The 18,429-nt window shown below is 63.9% G+C and carries 18 protein-coding genes and 2 pseudogenes; 12 read left to right on the top strand and 8 right to left on the bottom strand.

Translation table 11 applies throughout. The features are described from left to right. Positions 1 to 3 precede the first annotated feature (3 nt). A complete protein-coding gene (locus tag M2421_RS03745) occupies positions 4 to 1,719 on the top strand; it encodes a hypothetical protein (protein ID WP_259203353.1) in 1,716 nt (571 codons plus the stop codon). A 22-nt stretch (positions 1,720 to 1,741) separates the two neighbouring features. On the opposite strand, the gene M2421_RS03740 is transcribed toward M2421_RS03745, so the two are convergent. Both M2421_RS03740 and M2421_RS03735 read right to left on the bottom strand, forming a co-directional pair. Next, positions 1,742 to 2,182: a barstar family protein gene (locus tag M2421_RS03740; protein WP_259203350.1), complete on the bottom strand. Its 441-nt coding sequence runs from the start codon at positions 2,180 to 2,182 to the stop codon at positions 1,742 to 1,744. Next, positions 2,179 to 2,640, bottom strand: a complete 462-nt coding sequence (locus M2421_RS03735) for a ribonuclease domain-containing protein (RefSeq protein WP_259203349.1) — start codon at positions 2,638 to 2,640, stop codon at positions 2,179 to 2,181. Before M2421_RS03735 ends, M2421_RS03740 begins: the two co-directional genes overlap by 4 nt. Positions 2,641 to 2,886: 246 nt before the next feature. Here M2421_RS03735 and M2421_RS03730 point away from each other — a divergent pair, with 246 nt between their 5' ends. Then, on the top strand, positions 2,887 to 3,498 hold the full coding sequence (locus M2421_RS03730; protein ID WP_259203346.1) for a superoxide dismutase: 612 nt from the start codon (positions 2,887 to 2,889) through the stop codon (positions 3,496 to 3,498). 103 nt (positions 3,499 to 3,601) lie between these two features. Here M2421_RS03730 and M2421_RS03725 read toward each other — a convergent pair whose 3' ends face one another. Beyond that, positions 3,602 to 4,549 (bottom strand): endonuclease/exonuclease/phosphatase family protein, encoded by a 948-nt coding sequence (locus M2421_RS03725; protein WP_259203343.1) that lies wholly within the window; start codon positions 4,547 to 4,549, stop codon positions 3,602 to 3,604. Positions 4,550 to 4,627: 78 nt separating this feature from the next. Between M2421_RS03725 and M2421_RS03720 the strand changes: the two genes are divergently transcribed. Both M2421_RS03720 and M2421_RS03715 read left to right on the top strand, forming a co-directional pair. Then, positions 4,628 to 6,190: an oligopeptide:H+ symporter gene (locus M2421_RS03720; protein ID WP_259203341.1), complete on the top strand. Its 1,563-nt coding sequence runs from the start codon at positions 4,628 to 4,630 to the stop codon at positions 6,188 to 6,190. An 8-nt stretch (positions 6,191 to 6,198) separates the two neighbouring features. Then, complete coding sequence (locus M2421_RS03715; protein WP_259203338.1) at positions 6,199 to 6,822, top strand: rhomboid family intramembrane serine protease; 624 nt, start codon at positions 6,199 to 6,201, stop codon at positions 6,820 to 6,822. A 163-nt stretch (positions 6,823 to 6,985) separates the two neighbouring features. Here M2421_RS03715 and M2421_RS03710 read toward each other — a convergent pair whose 3' ends face one another. After that, on the bottom strand, positions 6,986 to 7,162 hold the full coding sequence (locus M2421_RS03710; protein ID WP_259203337.1) for a hypothetical protein: 177 nt from the start codon (positions 7,160 to 7,162) through the stop codon (positions 6,986 to 6,988). Between the two features lie 213 nt (positions 7,163 to 7,375). On the opposite strand from M2421_RS03710, the gene M2421_RS03705 reads away from it, so the two are divergent. The 8 genes and pseudogenes from M2421_RS03705 (at position 7,376) to M2421_RS03670 (ending at position 14,180) form a co-directional block, all read left to right on the top strand. After that, the gene (locus tag M2421_RS03705) at positions 7,376 to 7,678 is read left to right on the top strand and encodes a GNAT family N-acetyltransferase (protein WP_259203336.1); all 303 of its coding nucleotides are present in this window, start codon (positions 7,376 to 7,378) and stop codon (positions 7,676 to 7,678) included. Positions 7,679 to 7,741: 63 nt separating this feature from the next. Continuing rightward, a complete protein-coding gene (locus tag M2421_RS03700) occupies positions 7,742 to 8,605 on the top strand; it encodes a DUF3298 and DUF4163 domain-containing protein (protein ID WP_259203335.1) in 864 nt (287 codons plus the stop codon). A 14-nt stretch (positions 8,606 to 8,619) separates the two neighbouring features. After that, on the top strand, positions 8,620 to 9,738 hold the full coding sequence (gene cfa / locus M2421_RS03695) for a cyclopropane fatty acyl phospholipid synthase (protein WP_259203334.1): 1,119 nt from the start codon (positions 8,620 to 8,622) through the stop codon (positions 9,736 to 9,738). Between the two features lie 638 nt (positions 9,739 to 10,376). Then, positions 10,377 to 10,751: a DUF6869 domain-containing protein gene (locus M2421_RS03690; RefSeq protein ID WP_259203333.1), complete on the top strand. Its 375-nt coding sequence runs from the start codon at positions 10,377 to 10,379 to the stop codon at positions 10,749 to 10,751. 30 nt (positions 10,752 to 10,781) lie between these two features. Beyond that, positions 10,782 to 11,096 (top strand): hypothetical protein, encoded by a 315-nt coding sequence (locus M2421_RS03685; RefSeq protein WP_259203332.1) that lies wholly within the window; start codon positions 10,782 to 10,784, stop codon positions 11,094 to 11,096. A 1,346-nt stretch (positions 11,097 to 12,442) separates the two neighbouring features. Further along, positions 12,443 to 12,600, top strand: a pseudogene (locus M2421_RS03680) (integrase core domain-containing protein); the annotation flags it as partial. A 342-nt stretch (positions 12,601 to 12,942) separates the two neighbouring features. Continuing rightward, positions 12,943 to 13,413, top strand: coding sequence for a hypothetical protein (locus M2421_RS03675; RefSeq protein ID WP_259203331.1), 471 nt, complete (start codon positions 12,943 to 12,945; stop codon positions 13,411 to 13,413). Between the two features lie 431 nt (positions 13,414 to 13,844). Further along, complete coding sequence (locus tag M2421_RS03670) at positions 13,845 to 14,180, top strand: hypothetical protein (protein ID WP_259203330.1); 336 nt, start codon at positions 13,845 to 13,847, stop codon at positions 14,178 to 14,180. A gap of 102 nt (positions 14,181 to 14,282) precedes the next feature. Here the strand turns inward: M2421_RS03670 and M2421_RS03665 are convergent, their stop codons facing one another. The 4 genes and pseudogenes from M2421_RS03665 to M2421_RS03650 form a co-directional block, all read right to left on the bottom strand. Further along, positions 14,283 to 14,537: a hypothetical protein gene (locus M2421_RS03665; protein ID WP_259203327.1), complete on the bottom strand. Its 255-nt coding sequence runs from the start codon at positions 14,535 to 14,537 to the stop codon at positions 14,283 to 14,285. 198 nt (positions 14,538 to 14,735) lie between these two features. Further along, positions 14,736 to 14,997 (bottom strand): annotated as a pseudogene (locus M2421_RS03660) (transposase); the annotation flags it as partial. A gap of 138 nt (positions 14,998 to 15,135) precedes the next feature. After that, positions 15,136 to 15,867: a hypothetical protein gene (locus M2421_RS03655; protein ID WP_259203325.1), complete on the bottom strand. Its 732-nt coding sequence runs from the start codon at positions 15,865 to 15,867 to the stop codon at positions 15,136 to 15,138. A 319-nt stretch (positions 15,868 to 16,186) separates the two neighbouring features. Then, entirely contained in the window at positions 16,187 to 18,358 is a 2,172-nt protein-coding gene (locus M2421_RS03650; RefSeq protein ID WP_259203323.1) for a M3 family metallopeptidase, read from the bottom strand. Between the last annotated feature and the right edge of the window lie 71 nt (positions 18,359 to 18,429).

Below are 18,429 nucleotides of genomic sequence, written 5' to 3'. Positions count from 1 at the left end.
TGCGTGCCACTGCGCCGGGCTGACGACATCCTCGCTTGGCTGCTGGCTCGCCAGCCGGACAAGCGCATCCTCGAAAAAACCACGGGCCTCCCCTACGGGTGGGGCCTCTGGCTGCGCGCGTTGACCCCCTTGCCGCGTCCGTTCCGCTCCAGCGAGGTCATCGCCACGCTGATCGATCGCCCGTTGCCCGGGTCGCCTGGCCGGCTGCCGCAGCTGGGGTTCCTGCAGTCGGTGCGGCGCCTGCTGTGGCAGGGATGGGACCCGGCACCGCGTGACCAGCGCTGGATGCGCTGGAGCTCGGCGGCCCTCAGCCTGCTGCTGCACGTGGTGTTTGCCGCCTTGCTGTTGTGGGTGGCGCTGATCCGTCCGCCAACCGAGCCGGAGCAGGGTGGGGAAAGTGGGCGCATGCAGGTCGAGCTGGTCGGCCGCGGCACCCCGCAGGAGGACGGCGGTGGCGAGCCCGCGCCGGCCGCCGCCGCTGCCCCGACCGCGGCCAGCGCACCGCCCCATCCGCCCACCCCCGCCGCCGAGCGTCCCACCGCCGTGGCCACCGCGCCGCAGCCCCGTGCCGAGGCCGCACCGCCAAGCGAGCCGCAGCCGGCGCCGGCGACCCCGCCGGTGGAGCAGCCGGTGCAGGCCACCGAAGTGGCCGAGGCCACCACCGATTTCGTGGTGCCCCCGACCAGCGTGCCGCGTACCGAGGTGCGGGTGGTGCCGCGCCAGGTGCAGGACGTGCAGGTCATCGAGCGCCAAGTCACCGTGGTCGATGCGCCGACACCGCGTCCCAGCACGCCGACGCCGCGTCCGCTGGACCCGCAGCTGCGCACGCCGCAGCTGGCGGTGCGCGAGCGCGAAGTGAGCGTGGTCGAGGCGCCGGCTACCCAGGTGACGGTGCCCGGGCCGCGCGTCGAGGTGACGCTGCCGCAGCGCGACCTGCAGGTGCGCGAGCGTGAGATCCAGCCGGTGACCGCGCCGTCGGTAGCGATGGCCAGCGTGCCGCAGCGCGAGGTCAGCGTGGCCCCCCGCACACCGCAGGTGGCCGTCCGCGAGCGCAGCGTGCCCACGCCGGCCGATCGTCCGGCGCCGGTGGCGCCCACGTCCAGCGCGGCGACCGCAACGGCGACCGCGCCCGCTGCCAGCCGGGCGCCGTCACCCAGTACGGCCCGCGCGGCGGCGCCCGCCGCCCGTCCGGCGGTGAACCCCGGCGATTGGGCCACGCCCACGCGTGGCGACGACTGGGGCGCGGCCAACCATCCGCAGGATGCCGACCTCAACGGGCGCGCGGTCAGTGCCACCGGCAAGAGCGGCGGCAGCCTGTTCAATGCCGACGGCAGCGTGCGCGTGCCCGGCCAGGACGGCAAGGGCGACACCGAACGCGGCGCGCCGGGCGGTGACAAGGATGGCTGGACCAAGGAGCGCATCGCGCAATCGGGGACCTGGCTCAAGCGTCCGCCGTACGACTACACGCCGACGTCGTTCGACAAGTACTGGGCGCCCAACGAATCGTTGCTGGCCGAGTGGGTCCGCAAGGGCATCAAGGCGGTGGAAATCCCGATCCCGGGCACCAGCTCGTCCATTTCCTGCGTGGTCTCGATCCTGCAGTTCGGTGGCGGCTGCGGCCTGAGCGACCCGAACATGCAGGATCAGCCGGCCGTCGCGCGGCCGCCGCCGGACATCCCGTTCAAGAAAGAACTGCAGGAAGACAACGGCAGCCGCTGAAGCAGCCACGCATGGCGTGGCGTTACGGCTCGGCGCCCGCTTCCGTGTCTGCATCCTGCAGGGCGACGAACGCCCAGAACGGCACGTTGCTCTCGCTCCAGTAGCCGCTGGCGTCGTCGAGCACTTCCAGCAACGTGTCGAAGTCGGCGCCGGCATGCGCGCGCAGCGCGTCGGCATCGTTGAAGAACAGCGCATAGCCGTTGGCCGGCAACCAGGCCAGGTCGCGCAGGTTGTCGGTGAGTGCATCCCAGTTGCCCCCGAAGCCGGTCGGGAAATCCAGGCGCGCTGCCAGCCGCATCAGCAGGGTGCGCTTGTCCTGGCAGCCGTCCAGGTCGATCTGCACCACGCGCAGGCCGGCATCGCGCATCGCCGCCGACAACGGACCGACGTCGCCATTGCCGATCGCATACACGCCGGCATTGTTGATGTCGTGCAGGCCCAACTCGAATCCATCATGGTTCATTTCCAGCTCCCGGCCGGTGGTACGTCAAAACTGCGGAAGGTTTCGTAGTGGTCGTCGGTGTAGAACCAGCCGGTGGGCGGAGTGCCACCGGTGACGATGCGACGCGCACCGCGGTTGCCGGCACCCGGGGTGTCGACGGTGTACTCGTGGTAGTAGCCGCGCGGGCGCGGCGGCAGGCGCTGCTCGCGGTTGCCGAACACGCTGCCGTCCTGGCGGTGCGGGAACGGGCCGCCCTGCTGGATCAGCGCGATGGTGCGCCGGGCTTCGGGCGGCAGGAACGCCGGCAGGGCCTGCTGCGCAGGCGCGGGGCCGTCGTCCGGGACCGTAGCGGCCGGTGGCGTGGCGCCGGTCAGCGACGGGGCGAACTGGGGCGGAGGCGGGCGCTGCGAAAATTTGATCGCGGCCAGGCCGCCGATCAGCAGCACGATGGCGACCAGCAACAGCAGGGGCTTGCGCATGGGCAGGGACGGGCAGGGGACAGGCCACTACTGTAGCGTCAACGACCTTCGCCACGATGAGGCGCAGCGCAACAGCGGCGGATGCGCGGCAGCGTCGCCGTCACCGCTGCATCACATCGCCTGCACAGCTGCATGCGCAGGACCAAGTTTCCTTTACATGGCCCTTGGTAAGCTTGCCGGCCATCCCCATCATCGTCAGCGCAACGCCCGGTCTTCGCCGGGTGAGTGAGCTACCAGGAGAACCACATGGCCTACACCCTCCCCAAGCTGTCCTACGCCTACGACGCCCTTGAGCCGCATATCGACGCGGCCACGATGGAAATCCATCACACCAAGCACCACCAGACCTACATCAACAACGTCAACGCTGCGCTGGAAGGCACCGAATACGCCGACCTGCCGATCGAAGAGCTGGTGAAGAAGACCAAGTCGCTGCCGGAGAACCTGCAGGGCCCGGTGCGCAACAACGGTGGCGGCCACGCCAACCACAGCCTGTTCTGGACGGTCATGTCGCCCAACGGCGGCGGCGCCCCGGTCGGCGATGTCGGCAAGGCGATCGAATCGCAGCTGGGCGGCGTGGAGAAGTTCAAGGAAGCCTTCACCAAGGCTGCGCTGACCCGCTTCGGCAGCGGCTGGGCCTGGCTGAGCGTGACCCCGGACAAGAAGATCGTGGTGGAAAGCAGCGCCAACCAGGACAGCCCGCTGATGGACGGCAATACCCCGATCCTGGCGCTGGACGTGTGGGAACACGCCTACTACCTGAAGTACCAGAACCGTCGCCCGGAATACATCGGCGCGTTCTTCAACGTGGTCGACTGGAACGAAGTCGAGCGTCGTTACCAGGCGGCCATCGCCTGAGCGATCCTGCCGGGTAGGTAAGCCGACGGCCAGGCAGCAATGCCTGGCCGTCGTCGTTTCTGTCGTCGTGTGTGCCAGCGTGGTCCGACGCGCGCCCCGCAGGTCAGGGCGCGCTGACCGGCGCGGGCGACTGCAGCCGCAGCGTGGCCATGACGCCCAGCCGCAGCGGGCCGGCCTCGGTGCCGCCGGTGTCTGGCGGCGGCAGCTTGAGAGCCTGCTGGCCGAGCCCGTCGAAATGCTTGACCTGGAAGAGCACGTCCAGGCCATGCCCGCGTGCGCTGCCGGCCACCGACGGCGGATCCACCCGCTCGCCGGGATTGCGCCGGGCCGGCTGGAACCCCGGCGCGCTGCTGACCAGTTCGGCGGTGTCGGCGGAGAAGTCGCCGGCGATCAGCGAGGGCAGGCCTTCGGCGGTGGCACCGATCCAGGTCATCAGGTCGCTCGCCTGGTGGCGGCGCACCTGCGGCTCGTCCGGGTCCGGGCGCAGCCGCGCCACGTAGATGTTGACCAGTTCTTCCTTCAGCTTCACCCGCAGCATCCCCGCCGCGCTGTACTGGCCAGGCGGATGCAGCAGGGTAACGCCGTCCTCGCTGACCGGCAGCCGGGTCAGCATGGCACTGCCACGCCGCAAGGGCTGGCTGGGCGGATCGGCGGTGACGAAGTCGCAGCTGTAGCGCAGCCGGGTGGCCAGCCAGCACGCCGGGTTGCGCCCCTGCGCCTGCAGTACCCGCTGCACCGCGATCACGTCCGGCTGCAGGGCTTCCAGCATCTGCAGCACCTGATCGCGGCGCTGCTCCCACTGGCCTTCGTCCAGGGTGGGCAGCTCCAGGGTGGCCACCGTGAGCAGCCGCTCGCCGGCCTCGTCCTGACGCGCATGGGCCTGTGCGACCGTGGTGGCCAGCAGCAACAGCAGCAGCCAGCCGGGGCAACGTCCTGTAACAGCAGGGGGAATCATGCGCATAACGATAAGTTTACGCTTTGGCCGTCGACGCTTCGTGACTTCCGTTGCGATCGGTTGCGATCGCCTGCCATGTTCGGCGAGTGCTGTCACGTAGGGCCGCAGCGTGCGCCGGTGGGGCCCCTTCCGGTAAGCTCGCATCCTTTCGTATTTGCAGGACAGCCCCATAGGATGAGCACGATCGCAGCCGCCAGCGCAGGCAAGGGAAAGATGCCGCGCCAGATTCCGTACATCATTGGCAACGAGGCCTGCGAGCGGTTCAGTTTCTATGGGATGCGCAACATCCTGGTGCAGTTCCTGATCACCTCGCTGCTGCTGCAGGAGATCACCGCCGAAGGCCGTGCCGGCGAGGCCAAGGACATCATGCACAGCTTCATGATCGGCGTGTATTTCTTCCCGCTGCTCGGTGGCTGGCTGGCCGACAAGTTCTTCGGCAAGTACCACACCATCCTCTGGTTCAGCCTGATCTACTGCGCCGGCCACGCCTGCCTGGCCGTGTTCGAAGACAGCCGCCAGGGCTTTTTCCTGGGCCTGGGCCTGATCGCGCTCGGTGCCGGTGGCATCAAGCCGCTGGTGGCTTCGTTCATGGGTGACCAGTTCGACCAGAGCAACAAGCACCTGGCCAAGGTCGTGTTCGACGCGTTCTACTGGATCATCAACTTCGGCTCGTTGTTCGCCTCCCTGCTGATCCCGCTGGCCCTGAAGAACCTGGGCCCGCAGTGGGCGTTCGGCATCCCCGGCATCCTGATGTTCGTGGCCACCTTCGTGTTCTGGCTGGGCCGCAAGCGTTACGTGCTGGTGCCGCTGCCGCCGAAGGACCCGCATTCGTTCGGCAATGTGGTGCGCACCGCACTGTCGGCGCAGGTGCCGGGCAAGGGCCGCCCTGGCCGTACCCTGGCCATCCTCGGTGCGGTGCTGGCGGTGGCCTCGATGGGCTTGGTCGGCAGCCTCGGCATCGTGATCTGCCTGTGCATCGCGCTGGTGCTGCTGTTGGCCGGTATCGGCGGTGGCACCTGGATCCAGCTTGATCGCGCCCGCGCCGTGCACCCGGCCGAGGCGGTCGAGGGCGTGCGCTCGGTGCTGCGCGTGCTGGTGATCTTCGCCCTGACCACGCCGTTCTTCTCGCTGTTCGACCAGAAAGCTTCCACCTGGGTGCTGCAGGGCCAGCAGATGGCCATGCCGAGCTGGTTCACCGCCTCGCAGATGCAGGCGCTCAACCCGCTGCTGGTGATGCTGCTTATCCCGTTCAACAACCTGGTGCTGTACCCGGCGCTGCGCCGCTTCGGTTTCGAGCCCACCGCGCTGCGCCGGATGACCGCCGGTATCGCCTTCAGCGGCCTGGCCTGGATCGTGGTCGGTGGCATCCAGGTGATGATGGACGGCGGCAACGTCATGTCCATCTTCTGGCAGATGTTGCCCTACGCGCTGCTGACCTTCGGCGAGGTGCTGGTCTCGGCCACCGGCCTGGAGTTTGCCTACAGCCAGGCCCCGCAGGCCATGAAGGGCGTGGTGATGAGCTTCTGGAACCTGACCACCACCATCGGCAACCTGTGGGTGCTGCTGTCCAACGCGGCGGTGCGCAACGACACGGTGACCCACAAGATCGCCAGTACCGGCCTGAGTGAGGCGGCGTTCCTGATGTTCTTCTTCGCCGGGTTCGCCTTCGTGGCGGCGTTGGCCTTCGGTTGGTATGCCAGGCGCTATCGTATGGTCGACAACTACCGTACGGCCTGAGCCCTGACATGACCCCCGTCAACCTGCTGCTGATCGCCATCACCGTCATCGTGTCGTGGATGGCGTTCAAGAACCGCGCCCTCGGCGACCGCCTGATCCTGTGGCCGCCGGCGATCGACCGCCATCGCCAGTACGACCGGTTGGTGACCTACGGGTTCATCCACGCCGACCTGCCGCACCTGGCATTCAACATGATCACGCTGTTCTTCTTCGGCGGCCAGATCGAATCGCTGATGCTGGCCCTGACCGGCAGTTACTTCACCTATCCGGCGTTCTATCTCGGCGCGCTGGTGGTGTCGATCCTGCCCAGCTACCTGAAGAACCAGAAGAATCCCAACTACCTCAGCCTGGGTGCGTCGGGGGCGGTATCGGCGGTGCTGTTCGCCTTCATCCTGCTCAGTCCGTGGAGCGTGATCTTCGTGTTCTTCATCCCGGCGCCGGCGATCGTGTATGCCGCGTTCTACGTCGGCTACAGCATCTGGATGGACAAGCGCGGTGGCGACCGCATCAACCACAGCGCGCACCTGGCCGGGGCCGCGTTCGGGGTGATCTTCATGTTGGCGATGCGCCCGGCGATCTTCGATCACTTCCTGCGCGAGCTGAGCAACCCGAGCTTCCGTCCGCTGGGGTGAGCGGGGCCATCGGGTGCCGACCAACGGTCGCCACCCACCGGGACCGGGTTCACCGGCAACCCACGGCAGGCCACGACCGCTGGCCGTGACGCAGTCCGGACGGCCCCTCGGCCGCCCCCGGGGCAGGGCACGACCGGCGGTCGTGCCACTGCAAAACGACGCGTTACGCCGCTTTCTTGCCTTCCGCGCCGTAGGCGCTCAGCAGGCGGGCATACACTTCGCTGTCGATCTGGTCGAACTCCCAGCCTTGGGTCTGGCCGTTGACGGCCAGCTGGAACAGGCCTTCAAGCAACGAGCTGTCGGCGTCGGCCGGGGCCGGGGAGGCGGTTGCGTTGTCCATGTGGACCTCCTTGTAAAGCAGATTCGGGCAGGCAGGTGTCGCAAAACTCGTGCCAGCTTTCACGCCCTGTCCGTTACCGATATCGGCTTGAATCGCCGTAGCTTTAGGGCCGGATGTGACGCGCAGCGTCGCTGCTTGCCCCTGTTCAGGCTTCACGCGATCATGGCGCCATGCTGCGCACTATCGCGTCAGTCGCCGCAGGAGACATCGCCCATGGCTTCGGTCACCCCGCCCGGATTGGCGTACGAGGTGGAGCACGATCTGGCCAACCACCGGTTCCAGGCCCGCATCCAAGGGCACCTGGCGCTGCTGGATTACCAGATCAAGCGGAAGCGGATGGTCATCACCCATACCGAGGTACCCGAGCCCATCGGCGGGCGGGGCATCGCCGGGGAGTTGACCAAGGTGGCCCTGCGCTATGCGCGCGAACACAAATACAAAGTGGTGCCGGCCTGTGCGTACGCCGAGGCGTTCATGCAGCGGCACACGGAATACGATGATTTGCTGGCCGGATGAATGCGGCCGGCGATGCTTCAGGGACGAACGATCATGATGACCGGTTTCAACAAGGGGATTGCAATGAACAGCGTAGTAAACCGTCGCGCGCTGCGCGCCAGCGCCCTGGCTATGGCCGTGGGCGTGGTGCTGCTGGCAGGGTGCAAGCGCGACGAAGGCGACACCACCGCCGCACCTGCCGCCGCTACCAGCGCGGCGCAGCCGGCCGACATCGACACCGCGGCCACCCCGGCGGCGCCGGTGGAGCTGCGCGATGTCATCGAGAACACGCCGCAGGCCGTGGTCGGGATCAGCTACCCGACCGACCTCGCGCGCTACCCGGGGTTGGCCAAGGCCCTGGCCGACTATGCCAGCGCCGCCCGCGGCGAACTGCAGCAGGCCGTCGACGGCCTGGGCAACGACAAGCCGAGCATGCCGTATGAGTTGTCGCTGAGCTTCGAGAAGGTGCTGGAAACCCCGCAGTTGGTGGTGGTCAGCGCCGACGGCAGCCGGTATACCGGCGGCGCCCACGGCGAGCCGCTGGTGGCCCGTTTCGTCTGGTTGCCCGAGCAGCAGCAGATGCTCACCGCCGACAAGCTGGTGGCCGACGCCAAGGGCTGGAAGGCGGTCAGCGATTACATCGCCGACCAGCTGCGCGAGCGCGTGGCTACCCGCCTGAGCAGCGAGGACATGGACCCGGGCCAGTTGCAGGAATCGCTGCGCAGTGCCAGCCGGATGATCGCCGACGGCACCGAGCCCAGCGCGGACAACTTCAGCCAGTTCCAGCCGCTGACCGGTACCGACGGCAAGATCAGCGCGGTACGCTTCGTGTTCCCGCCGTACCAGGTCGGGCCGTACTCGGATGGCACGCAGACCGTGGATGTCCCGGCCAGCGTGCTGGCACCGCATGTCGGCACGGCCTACGCGGGGTTGTTCGCCCAGGGCTGATCGACGGAGGCGGTGTGGACGCGGGACTGCAACGACGAGTAACGCTGTTGCTGCACGAGGCCGGCATCACCGTCGACGGTGACCAGCCCCACGACATCCACGTACACGATCCGCGTTTCTATGCGCGAGTCATCGCCCAGGGCTCGCTCGGCCTGGGCGAAAGCTACATGGACGGCCAGTGGGATGCCGCCTCGCTGGACGGCTTCCTGCACCAGCTGATGCTGGCCCATCTCGACGAGCGCGTGCACGGCTGGCGCGAACTGGCCGACGGGCTCAAGGCGCGTCTGTTCAACCTGCAGGCCGGCAGCGGCAGTTTCGAGGTCGGCCGGCGCCACTACGACCTCGGCAACGACCTCTACCAGGCCATGCTCGGCCAGCGCCTGGTCTACAGCTGTGGCTACTGGCGCGACGCGGTGGACCTGGACGCGGCGCAGGAGGCCAAGCTCGACCTGATCTGCCGCAAACTCGGCCTGCGCCCGGGCCAGCACGTGCTGGATATCGGCTGCGGCTGGGGCGAGGCGCTGAAGTTCGCCGCCGAGCGTTATGGCGTGTCCGGCGTGGGCATCACCATCTCGCAGGAGCAGGCCGACTACGCACGCCAGTTGTGCACTGGCCTGCCCATCGAGATCCGCCTGCAGGATTACCACGACGTCGAAGAAACCTTCGACGCGATTTTCTCGGTCGGCATGTTCGAGCATGTCGGCGACAAGAACTACCGCGGCTATTTCGAGATGGCGCGGCGCTGCCTGCATCCGCACGGCCTGTTCCTGCTGCATTCGATCGGCGGCAACATTTCCCGGCACCGCACCGACCCGTGGATCGCCCGCTACATCTTCCCCAACTCGATGCTGCCCTCTGCGGTGCAGATCACCACCGCGTACGAAGGCCTGTTCGTGCTGGAGGATTGGCACAGCTTCGGCCCGGACTACGACCGCACGCTGCAGGCGTGGCGATTGAACATCGAACAGGCCTGGGGCGACCTCGACCCAAATCGCTACGACGCGCGCTTCAAGCGCATGTGGCGGTTCTACCTGGCCGCGTCGATGGCCAGTTTCCGCTGCCGGCACGCGCAGCTATGGCAGCTGGTGCTGTCGCCCAACGGCGTCCCGGGCGGGTACATCGCACCGCGGTAAGGCAAGAGCCACGGGCCGTCTCCCACGCGTCTCCGCGTAGAGCCACGCCATGCGTGGCTGGGCGAAGCCAATCCTCCCAAACTGCAATGACCTTGGCAGCGATCGCCAGCGCGTCTCCCTGCACACGCCGAAAACTGCGATACGCAGGCTCCAATCCAATCATCAATTTGGATCCGTCAGGGCTGAGCACGCTCTCGATGTGCGCCCGTCCCGAGAATGTTCTGGGCTGCGCAGCCGCGGGAATTGGTTCATCTGGAAGCGCTGGAACGTCCTCATCCGGCTTCGGTGCAGCCGGTGTTGCAGCTCCGGCATCGCTGGCGAGAGATGGCGCAAAGACTCATGATGACTGCCCCTTGCAGGATATCTGTGAAAAAATCCATGCGACGATCAGGACCATCCTGGCAGTCATGAAGAAAAGGTATCGGGGATATGCGCCAGGATGGCATGGACCTGTTCACTGCTCGGCCAACCGGAAAGATGTCATGGGCGGGCAGCAGCAACAGTTCCGATCTTGGCAGGTGCATCTTCGCGGGTACCTTGAGGTGGCAGACGCGATGAACTGCAAAGGTTATCCTTCCGACGCTTGGGAGTGGGCAACGAAGCCAGTCCCGACTCAGCCTGCACCGAGGTAGTTTTTGATGGAATTTTTGAACCGCCATGCTTTGGCAAGTGCTTGGGTTGCCTTGCAGGGCGCCACTGATGATTCCGCTCTACAAAGCGATTCCCAATGGTCTGCCATTCAGCTCAATATGATGTGTATTGAGGATCCTGAACAGGCATGGAGAGTGGTTGTAGAGATATTTGAATTTAGCTCCGACCCTTGGGTGCTGGAAAATCTGGGGGCTGGCCCTGTGGAAACGCTGTTGAGCTTGCATGGCCAATTTGCACTGAACGCTATTGAATCGTACATGTCGGAGAAGAGGGCTTTTGTGGGTGTCTTGGCCCACGTGTGGCGCGACGCACTGTCGCCGGAAGTCGCACAAGGATTGATGTCTCTAACCAAGAGACGGTGAGCGCGCGAATTCATCTGGGATTGGTAATGTATGAATGATGAAATGTTCGAGAGGGATGATCTGCACGATGCCTTGCTTCACCGCATCTGCATTGACTTGTCATCCCGTTTGGTCGAAATAGAGATGGCGTACTACGCTTCAAGCGGTGACAGGCAAAGGACGCCGGGAGTTCTTCGAATAGAAGGGGTCGGCTCGCTCTCCGCAATCCTGGGTTTGATGTCCCTTGAATCGCATGCCAAATTTGGCAATTTTGTCTCTTGGGTTCCATCTGCGCGTGGCCATGGATATCTCTATCTTGCGAACGGCTGCATTCAGGTGGCATACGAGAGGTACGAGATCTGCTGAATTGGGCGTAGATGTATCCAGCGTGGCGGCGAATTGTGCCTTTGCCAATAGCGTCGTGGAACGGCCAAAAAGTCCGGTTCTATCGCACTGAATGACGCCTCTGCTGTAGCTCCAGCCGCAGCCTTGCGATGTACGGCAGAACCGAGGTGTTGGGCGCAGTTCAGATCCACACTGTGGTCGCACGCGGGAGTTCTTGCGGCGAAGGCCGCCGGCTGGACCTCAGCTACGATTTGGGCTGGCGCCCGAAGGCTCCGCGCAGGCCAATTACCGACACAACGCGGCAGGCCAGCGCGTGTTGCAGCAGGTGGGTACTGAAAAGACGCCGTACCTGCATGGTGAGGGAGGCGAGTGGTTCGGCCGGTATGGTGCAAACGGTGCCCCGGAACAGCAGGTCGTATGGCCAGGTTCCCGGCCTGTCGGACTGATTCAGGCAGGTAAGGTGCTCCATATCGAGTCCGACCATCTCGGGTCGCCGCGTGCATTGATCGATCCGCAGCGGGATGTCTCTGTATGGCGCTGGAGCCTGCTTGGTTGCGCATGGAATTGCTCGTGGCAACTGGGGTTTTGCAGGAGCCAAGTACAATTTCCACTTGGAATCGGAGTGCGTTAACGGAAAAGGGGGTATCGTTGACTTGGATGTCTACTGGTTCGGTGCCGGTTGTGGTGCTCCAGTTACATATACAATTTCAAGGGTGGTGCTTGAGGATGGCGCGGCGGACGTGAACCCCGAACATCTGATTGGCCCTCCTGTCCTTTACGGTGGCGGTCTCTCGCTTGGCGGCGGGGCAAGCTGCTCAGACTTGATGCTCGGATCTGCGCGATCTGAGCTTTCGTGGGCTGGGCAAAGCGGCGTCGACGCTTCCTTCTACGCCCATCCAAAAGGTATCTCAATGTTTGATGGGCATCCTCAGGTCATCAATTACGGGCGTGGTTTCTAGAAGCAATGTATGAACTGGTTCCGTACATGTTCTACTGCATGGTAGTTAACGTGCTTAGTCGAACCTGTGCGATAGTCATGGCCAAGCGAGAGCGCGACAGAACATCCGGTGAAGAGCAGCTTGCTGCTCTCCCGGCCCTGCCATCGCGGGACTCAATGGAAATGCGCGACGCATTCTTCGGGTGCGTTGCCATCATTAGGGAGCGGAGATTTAGAAGTCCGATCGCTATTGTTGCGTCCATTCACCTTTGCTCGCTGGCTGCGTTCGTCATGATGCTTCTCGCTATGGGCTTCGTTCCGTTGTTGCAGTATTTCCTGGATGGCTGATAACCGACAAGACGCTGCACCTGACGGGCAAGGGCGGCGAGTGGCTCGGCCCCGGCCCAGCAGGTCGTGTGGTTGGGGTCTCAACGAATGCCTCAACGGGCACTGGTTCCCGACATTGCGTCATGCCCATACCAGCATTGAAAGCTGGTGGCGCGATTCCAACGGAGAAAGACCCAAGCGATCGCTTGGCGGGCTGACACTACCCGGTACGCCGCGCAGTTGGCGGCGAAGAAGGGATAACGTCGGCACCGGACGCTAAATCCCCCGCTACTCAAGCTGGGGTTACGTCGCGACCATTCCGAATGGATTCAATAGATTCCTTCTGGGTGGTCTGCTCACCGGCGCTTTTGGCTCGACTCAAGAGTCTCGCGCAAAGAGCGATCCGGCAGTCCTGAAGCCGGTCAATCCCGGAAGAAATTGTGAAGGGGACTGCAAGCCATGTCCTCCGGGGGGCGGTGGTACGTGAACAGGCCTGGGCATGGCCACGCAAACGGCTACTGGCATACGATCAACTACAATCAGGATCCAATGTCCTGCATGTGCTATCCAGATCGACCGAGCGGCGGTCTCCAGGGAACTAGCATGAAGAACGTCAACTCGCAGATGCAGAGATTTAGAGAGGCAAGTCGACATATCTGGAATTCGTACCTGATGCCTGGCGAAGGCGTCGTCGACATAGCTGTCGAAGACTCTTTTCGCGAAATTGAGCGGGCGCTGCTGCAGAGTATGGTGCTCGATGGAAGTGCAGCGGCAGATCATTACCGGCGATCCGCCATTAGCGGGCTTTTTGTGAAGCCCAAGCTCGGGTTCCCAGAGGTGCCGGTCCAGTTGGCTAGTGCAGGGCTCGAAGGAAACACGTACTGGAGCAAGGTTGAGCTGGTTGCTGCTGCAGATCTTCCCAGGCTTGAGTTCTTGGATTTCTTTGACTGGATGCACTACGGATATATCGACTACGGCATCGTTCGTGCAGTCGAGTGCGGCTCTGGACGGCGGGTATTGATCGAGAATATGTACTGTGATTTTTGGTGGCGACGTCCCCCCGAGATCGAGTAGCGAAGCGGTTTGGAGTCCAATCCTCAATCAAAAGGAGATTGGACGTGAAGAAGCCTCGATCGGGGTCAGCACGAGCAAGCGCTTGCGCCGCTGCGCCGGGCGCTGGCGTTGGGCAGCCGGGACAGAAATGCATATTTCAACGTGGGGGGGGCGTTGATCAACCTGAGCGAGCCGGCACTCGCGAAGACGGCGTTCACCCAAGCCTGCGCGCTGTCGGCATTGCCGTGCACGTGGGAAGCGTACTTTGATCCACAAGCCCATTGGAAGTAAGCGTTGGCTCCAGCGCCTCGTTTTGAATGGAGGCCGCCGGGGAAACCCGGCGGCCTTTTTTGCGTGCGCACGTTGCCGGCACGCCACCTTCGGCGCTTATCTAGCGCGACGGCAGAGGGAAAGGCATGATGACGCCAGCTTCTACACCCCAAGGAACGGATATGACCCTTCACCGCATCAAGATGCTTCTTGCCGGCAGCCTGCTTGCCCTCGCCCTGACTCCCATTGCATCGGCACAGACGCGCGATGCCACCGCGATGCTGCAGGAATCGGTCGCCAAGGCCGTGGCCTGCCGCGGCGAGTTTGGCGACGACTGGGACCAGGTGGTGCGTGATGCACTGGACACGCTGGAAAGCCACCTGCTGGAGCAGGACCCGGACATGTCCAAGGTGGACATGGATGTGATCTACACCGAGGCGCTGGAAGGCGGCAAGACGATGAAGATGACGCCGGCGCTGCGCGCGTATTGCGAGCAGGCGATGGCGGCGGGGGGCTGAGGCGGGCGCGGCCCTTTTGCGGCGGAACGCGAATACCCCGATCAACAAAAAGGGCCATCACGCGCGGCCCGGCGTCGCCGAGCCGCGCGTGATGACGCCTTGTCACGGCCCGTCATTCATGGCTTTGAAGGCATAGAGCCTCGACAGGATGTAGTAGCCAAGGTCCGCCAGTTCCTGATCATCAAACGCCAACCGGCCAAACTGCGCTGCATCGACTTCCTTCAGCGTCACGATTTCGCGTTGATGCCATGCCGCAGGCTGGGATTGTCCTTCCTGAAGATCATCAAGCCGAATGAACATCCGGCCGTGCTCGTGGGTCAGGCGGACAAGGACGCCACGCTTCGGTTTGGTTGACATCACGATCTCTCCATCGCGTAGAGGGTGCATTCACAGGTCAACTCGGTGGCCGAGGCAGTTCGCTTCCCTCATGCATTAATCCGCCTCCCCCCACGATTTACTGCCCCGCCAACTGCACGCGCGACTGAGAACCCCGTCAACCGGTAGAACCACCCCATGGGTGGCTGCTCCCGACCGCGAACGCCACGCCACGCCCAGCACCAGCAGCCTGCGCGCCGGTACGGTCACCATTTTTTCGCAACGCGTACTTGATGACGCCGTTCTCGACAACCTGTTCCGCGAGTAGCTTCCTCAGACACATTCTTTCAGCGTCCAGGTACTTGAGCCGCTTGGCGTAGGGCACGCTCATGCCGCCGAACTTGCTGCGTCAAAGGTAATACAAGGCCTCGCTGAAGCCGTGCTGGCGGCATAGGCCATTGATTGATATACGAGCCTCGGCTTCGCGCAGGAAGCCGATAATCCGTTCTTCGGAAAAGACTTCTTCACGTCAAATCTCCTTGTGATTGAGCCCTTGTGATTGAGCATTGGCCTTCAAACTGGACCTGCTGGGACTCCGCGTACAACTCGACACCACTAACATCGGAAACCAGAGGGGTGTCTACGAGTCTCCACCCAGCTCACTACACTCAGACAACAGGATGGTGAGCGAGCGCGGATCGACATACATTGAGAGCTCCTGAGTTTCACCCGCCCACCAATCAGCGAGCAGCTCAACGTCAAACGGGCCGTACTGTAGACGACAAGTGGCGCGTGCCACTTCCTGCAAGAGCACATTGGGGGCATAGGCAGAACTCGCGTAGTCCTCGAGCCTTCCAGCAAGACCACCAAATTTGCCATCGAGCTCCACGTCCCACCTGCTTTCAGGCTGGAATGGAATCTCACCGACACCGAGCAGCTCCAGAGTTTTGATCACCGCGAGTACCACTCCCTCGCCCAATGCAGCGTGAGCGTCAGCCCCGAAACCGCAGGCCATCTCACGAATCAGAACCGCCTTGAGCGCCCACCTCTGCTCCCGGGAGAGCAGCGAATGGCCGGTTAACGAACTCACCAGCGTACGAAAATCCCGCGACTCTCGTTCATTCAAGCTCGGCCTCAGCTCCTTGACGAACCGATCAAAGGTCGCCGCCTTTCTGGTCGGCGAAAGATCCACGAAATAGTAGTCATCGGCTTCCGAAAGAATGCCCGATGCGGCGCGCCTAGCGACATTTTTCGTCTGCTCTATTGAAGCCTGTCCGCCACTCCATTGCCCCAAGGAAACGATCCAGGTCGAGAACCAGTCGGTTGAGAGCAAGAAGATGACGTCATCAGTCTCATCAATATCATGAAGCAACTCAATATCCTCGCGGCATGCCCGGCAGCCCACCATATGCCGCATCAAAGACCCCGAAAGGCAGGTGGCAATTATTCACAAGTGCTTTTTCAATCAGCTTCTTAAGCCGATTCTGCCAGTTTCGAATCTGCTGCCCGGGCCCATCCCATGAGCCAGGGCAGCTAGGGCCGAGCGCTGGATTTGGCACCTGTCGGGCTGGATTGTACATATTGCACTTGTCAAATGGGGCGGGGGGCGGGATCCTCTCACGTGATCGTCAACAAAAAACCGCCCGGCAATGCCGGGCGGTCCTGTTTACACGCGTCGTTGAATCGAACGCTTATTTCTTGCCATCACCACCGGTCAAACCACGCTTCTCCAGCAGCGGTTCGATCTGCGGCTCATGCCCGGCGAAGGTGCGGAACAGCTCCATCGCATCCACGCTGCCGCCCTTGGACAGCAGGGTCTGGCGGAAATGGTCGCCGTTCTTGCGGCTCAGGCCGCCGTTCTCGCGGAACCACTTCTGGGTGTTGGCATCCAGCACTTCGGACCAGATGTAGGCGTAGTAGCCGGCCGAGTAGCCGCCCATGATGTGGCTGAAGTACGGGGTCTTGTAGCGCGGCGGAACCGGCGCGTAGTAGATGCCGTCCTTCTCCAGCGCGGCGCGCTCGAAGGCCATCACGTCCTTTGCGGCCGGGACCTGGTCCGGACCGATCTGGTGCCAGCGCTGGTCCAGCATGGCGGCACCGAGATACTCGGTGGTGGCAAAGCCCTGGTTGAACTTGGCCGCGGCGATCACCTTGTCCAGCAGCGCCTGCGGCATGGCGGTGCCGTTCTGGTAGTGCTTGGCGTAGTTCTTCAGGATGGCCGGGTTGTCCGACCACATTTCATTGACCTGCGAGGGGAACTCGACGAAGTCGCGCGGCACGGCGGTGCCCGAGAAGTACGGGTACTTCACGTTGGAGAACATGCCGTGCAGGGCGTGGCCGAACTCGTGGAAGGTGGTGGTCACTTCATCCCAGGTCAGCAGCGAGGGCTGGCCGGCCGGCGGCTTGGGGATGTTGAGGTGGTTGGCCACCACCGGCTTGAAGCCGGTCAACTCGGACTGGGACACATACGAGTTCATCCACGCACCGCCGCGCTTGGAGGCGCGTGCGTAGGGGTCGAAGATGAAGATCGCCAGCTGGCTGCCGTCGGCGTCGAACACGTCATAGACGGTGACGTCCTCGTGGTAGACCGGCAGGTCGGTGCGCTGCTTGAAGGTCAGGCCGTATTCCTGGTTGGCGGCGAAGAACACGCCGTTTTCCAGCACGTTCTTCAGCTCGAAGTACGGCTTGAGCTGGGATTCGTCGAAGTTGTACTTGGCCTGGCGCACCTTCTCGCTGTAGAAGGCCCAGTCCCACGCTTCGAGCTGGAAGGTCGGCTTGCCGGCGGCCTTCTGTTCCTTGTCGATCATGGCCTGCAGGTCGGCCGCTTCGCGCTTGGCGTTGGCGACGGCGGCCGGGGCGAGCTGGCCGAGCATGGCGTTGACCGCTTCGGGGGTCTTGGCGGTCTGGTTGGTCAGGTTGTAGGCGGCGAAGTTGGCAAAGCCCATCAGCTTGGCCTTGTCGGCGCGCAGCTGCATGATGCGCGAGACCAGCGCGGTGTTGTCGAACTCACCACCGCGGCTGCCGCGGGTGATCGAGGCGTCGTAGATCTTCTTGCGCAGGTCGCGGTTGCGCAGGTTGGTCAGCGGCGGCTGGCCGGTGGTGTTGAGCAGCGCGATGACGTACTTGCCGTCCAGCTTGCGGGCCTTGGCGGCTTCGGCGGCAGCGGCGATCTGCTCGTCGGACAGGCCGTCGAGCTGCTTGACGTCGTCCACGACCACGGCCGAGGCGTTCACTTCGTTCTGCACGTTCTGGCTGAACTTGGTGCCCAGGTTGGCCAGCTCGGCGTTCATCGCCTTGAGCTTGGTCTTGTCGGCTTCGTTGAGCTTGGCGCCCGAGCGGACGTAGCTGTCGTAGTACTTCTCGACCAGGCGCACGCCTTCGGCGTCGAGGCCGAGCTGGGTGCGGGTGTCGTACAGGGCCTGGATGCGGGCGAACAGCTTGCCGTTGAGGGCGATGGCATCGCTGTGCGCGGCGAACTTGGCCGAGTAGTCGGCCTGCAGCTTCTTGCGCGCGTCGTTGGTGTCGGCGCCGACCAGGCTGAAGAACACGGTGGTGGCGCGGTCCAGGGTGTCACCGCTCTTTTCCAGGGCGATGAGGGTGTTGTCGAAGGTCGGCTTGGCCTTGTTGTTGGCGATCGCGTCCACTTCCTTCAGCTGCTGCGCCATGCCGGCGTCGAAGGCCGGGGCGAAGTCGCTGTCCTTGATCTTGTCGAACTGCGGGTAGTGCAGCGGCAGCGGGCTGTCGGCGAAGAACGGGTTGGCCTGCTGGGCGGCCGCGGCGGCGGGGGCGGCGGCAACGGCGGAATAGGCGGGCAGGGCAAGGCCGAGGGTCACGGCGACGGCAAGGGCAAGACGGGTGGTCAAGAGGAATTCTCCGGTCAGACAAGTGCCCGAGGGTAACCCGGGGCGACGGCGGCGGGCTTGTGTCGAAAGGC

Source organism: Stenotrophomonas sp. BIGb0135 (assembly GCF_024810105.1).
Taxonomy (GTDB): Bacteria; Pseudomonadota; Gammaproteobacteria; order Xanthomonadales; family Xanthomonadaceae; genus Stenotrophomonas; species Stenotrophomonas maltophilia_AB.
This window is presented reverse-complemented; position numbering and strand designations above follow the sequence as displayed.

Excerpts from the sequence above, each read along its gene's own strand:
- M2421_RS03700 (WP_259203335.1), top strand. The coding sequence starts at position 7,742 with ATGAACAGCGTAGTAAACCGTCGCGCGCTGCGCGCCAGCGCCCTGGCT.
- M2421_RS03665 (WP_259203327.1), bottom strand. The coding sequence starts at position 14,537 with ATGTCAACCAAACCGAAGCGTGGCGTCCTTGTCCGCCTGACCCACGAG.
- M2421_RS03720 (WP_259203341.1), top strand. The coding sequence starts at position 4,628 with ATGAGCACGATCGCAGCCGCCAGCGCAGGCAAGGGAAAGATGCCGCGC.
- M2421_RS03730 (WP_259203346.1), top strand. The coding sequence starts at position 2,887 with ATGGCCTACACCCTCCCCAAGCTGTCCTACGCCTACGACGCCCTTGAG.
- M2421_RS03685 (WP_259203332.1), top strand. The coding sequence starts at position 10,782 with ATGAATGATGAAATGTTCGAGAGGGATGATCTGCACGATGCCTTGCTT.
- M2421_RS03675 (WP_259203331.1), top strand. The coding sequence starts at position 12,943 with ATGAAGAACGTCAACTCGCAGATGCAGAGATTTAGAGAGGCAAGTCGA.
- M2421_RS03710 (WP_259203337.1), bottom strand. The coding sequence starts at position 7,162 with ATGGACAACGCAACCGCCTCCCCGGCCCCGGCCGACGCCGACAGCTCG.
- M2421_RS03690 (WP_259203333.1), top strand. The coding sequence starts at position 10,377 with ATGGAATTTTTGAACCGCCATGCTTTGGCAAGTGCTTGGGTTGCCTTG.
- M2421_RS03670 (WP_259203330.1), top strand. The coding sequence starts at position 13,845 with ATGACCCTTCACCGCATCAAGATGCTTCTTGCCGGCAGCCTGCTTGCC.
- M2421_RS03740 (WP_259203350.1), bottom strand. The coding sequence starts at position 2,182 with ATGAACCATGATGGATTCGAGTTGGGCCTGCACGACATCAACAATGCC.
- M2421_RS03735 (WP_259203349.1), bottom strand. The coding sequence starts at position 2,640 with ATGCGCAAGCCCCTGCTGTTGCTGGTCGCCATCGTGCTGCTGATCGGC.
- M2421_RS03705 (WP_259203336.1), top strand. The coding sequence starts at position 7,376 with ATGGCTTCGGTCACCCCGCCCGGATTGGCGTACGAGGTGGAGCACGAT.
- M2421_RS03715 (WP_259203338.1), top strand. The coding sequence starts at position 6,199 with ATGACCCCCGTCAACCTGCTGCTGATCGCCATCACCGTCATCGTGTCG.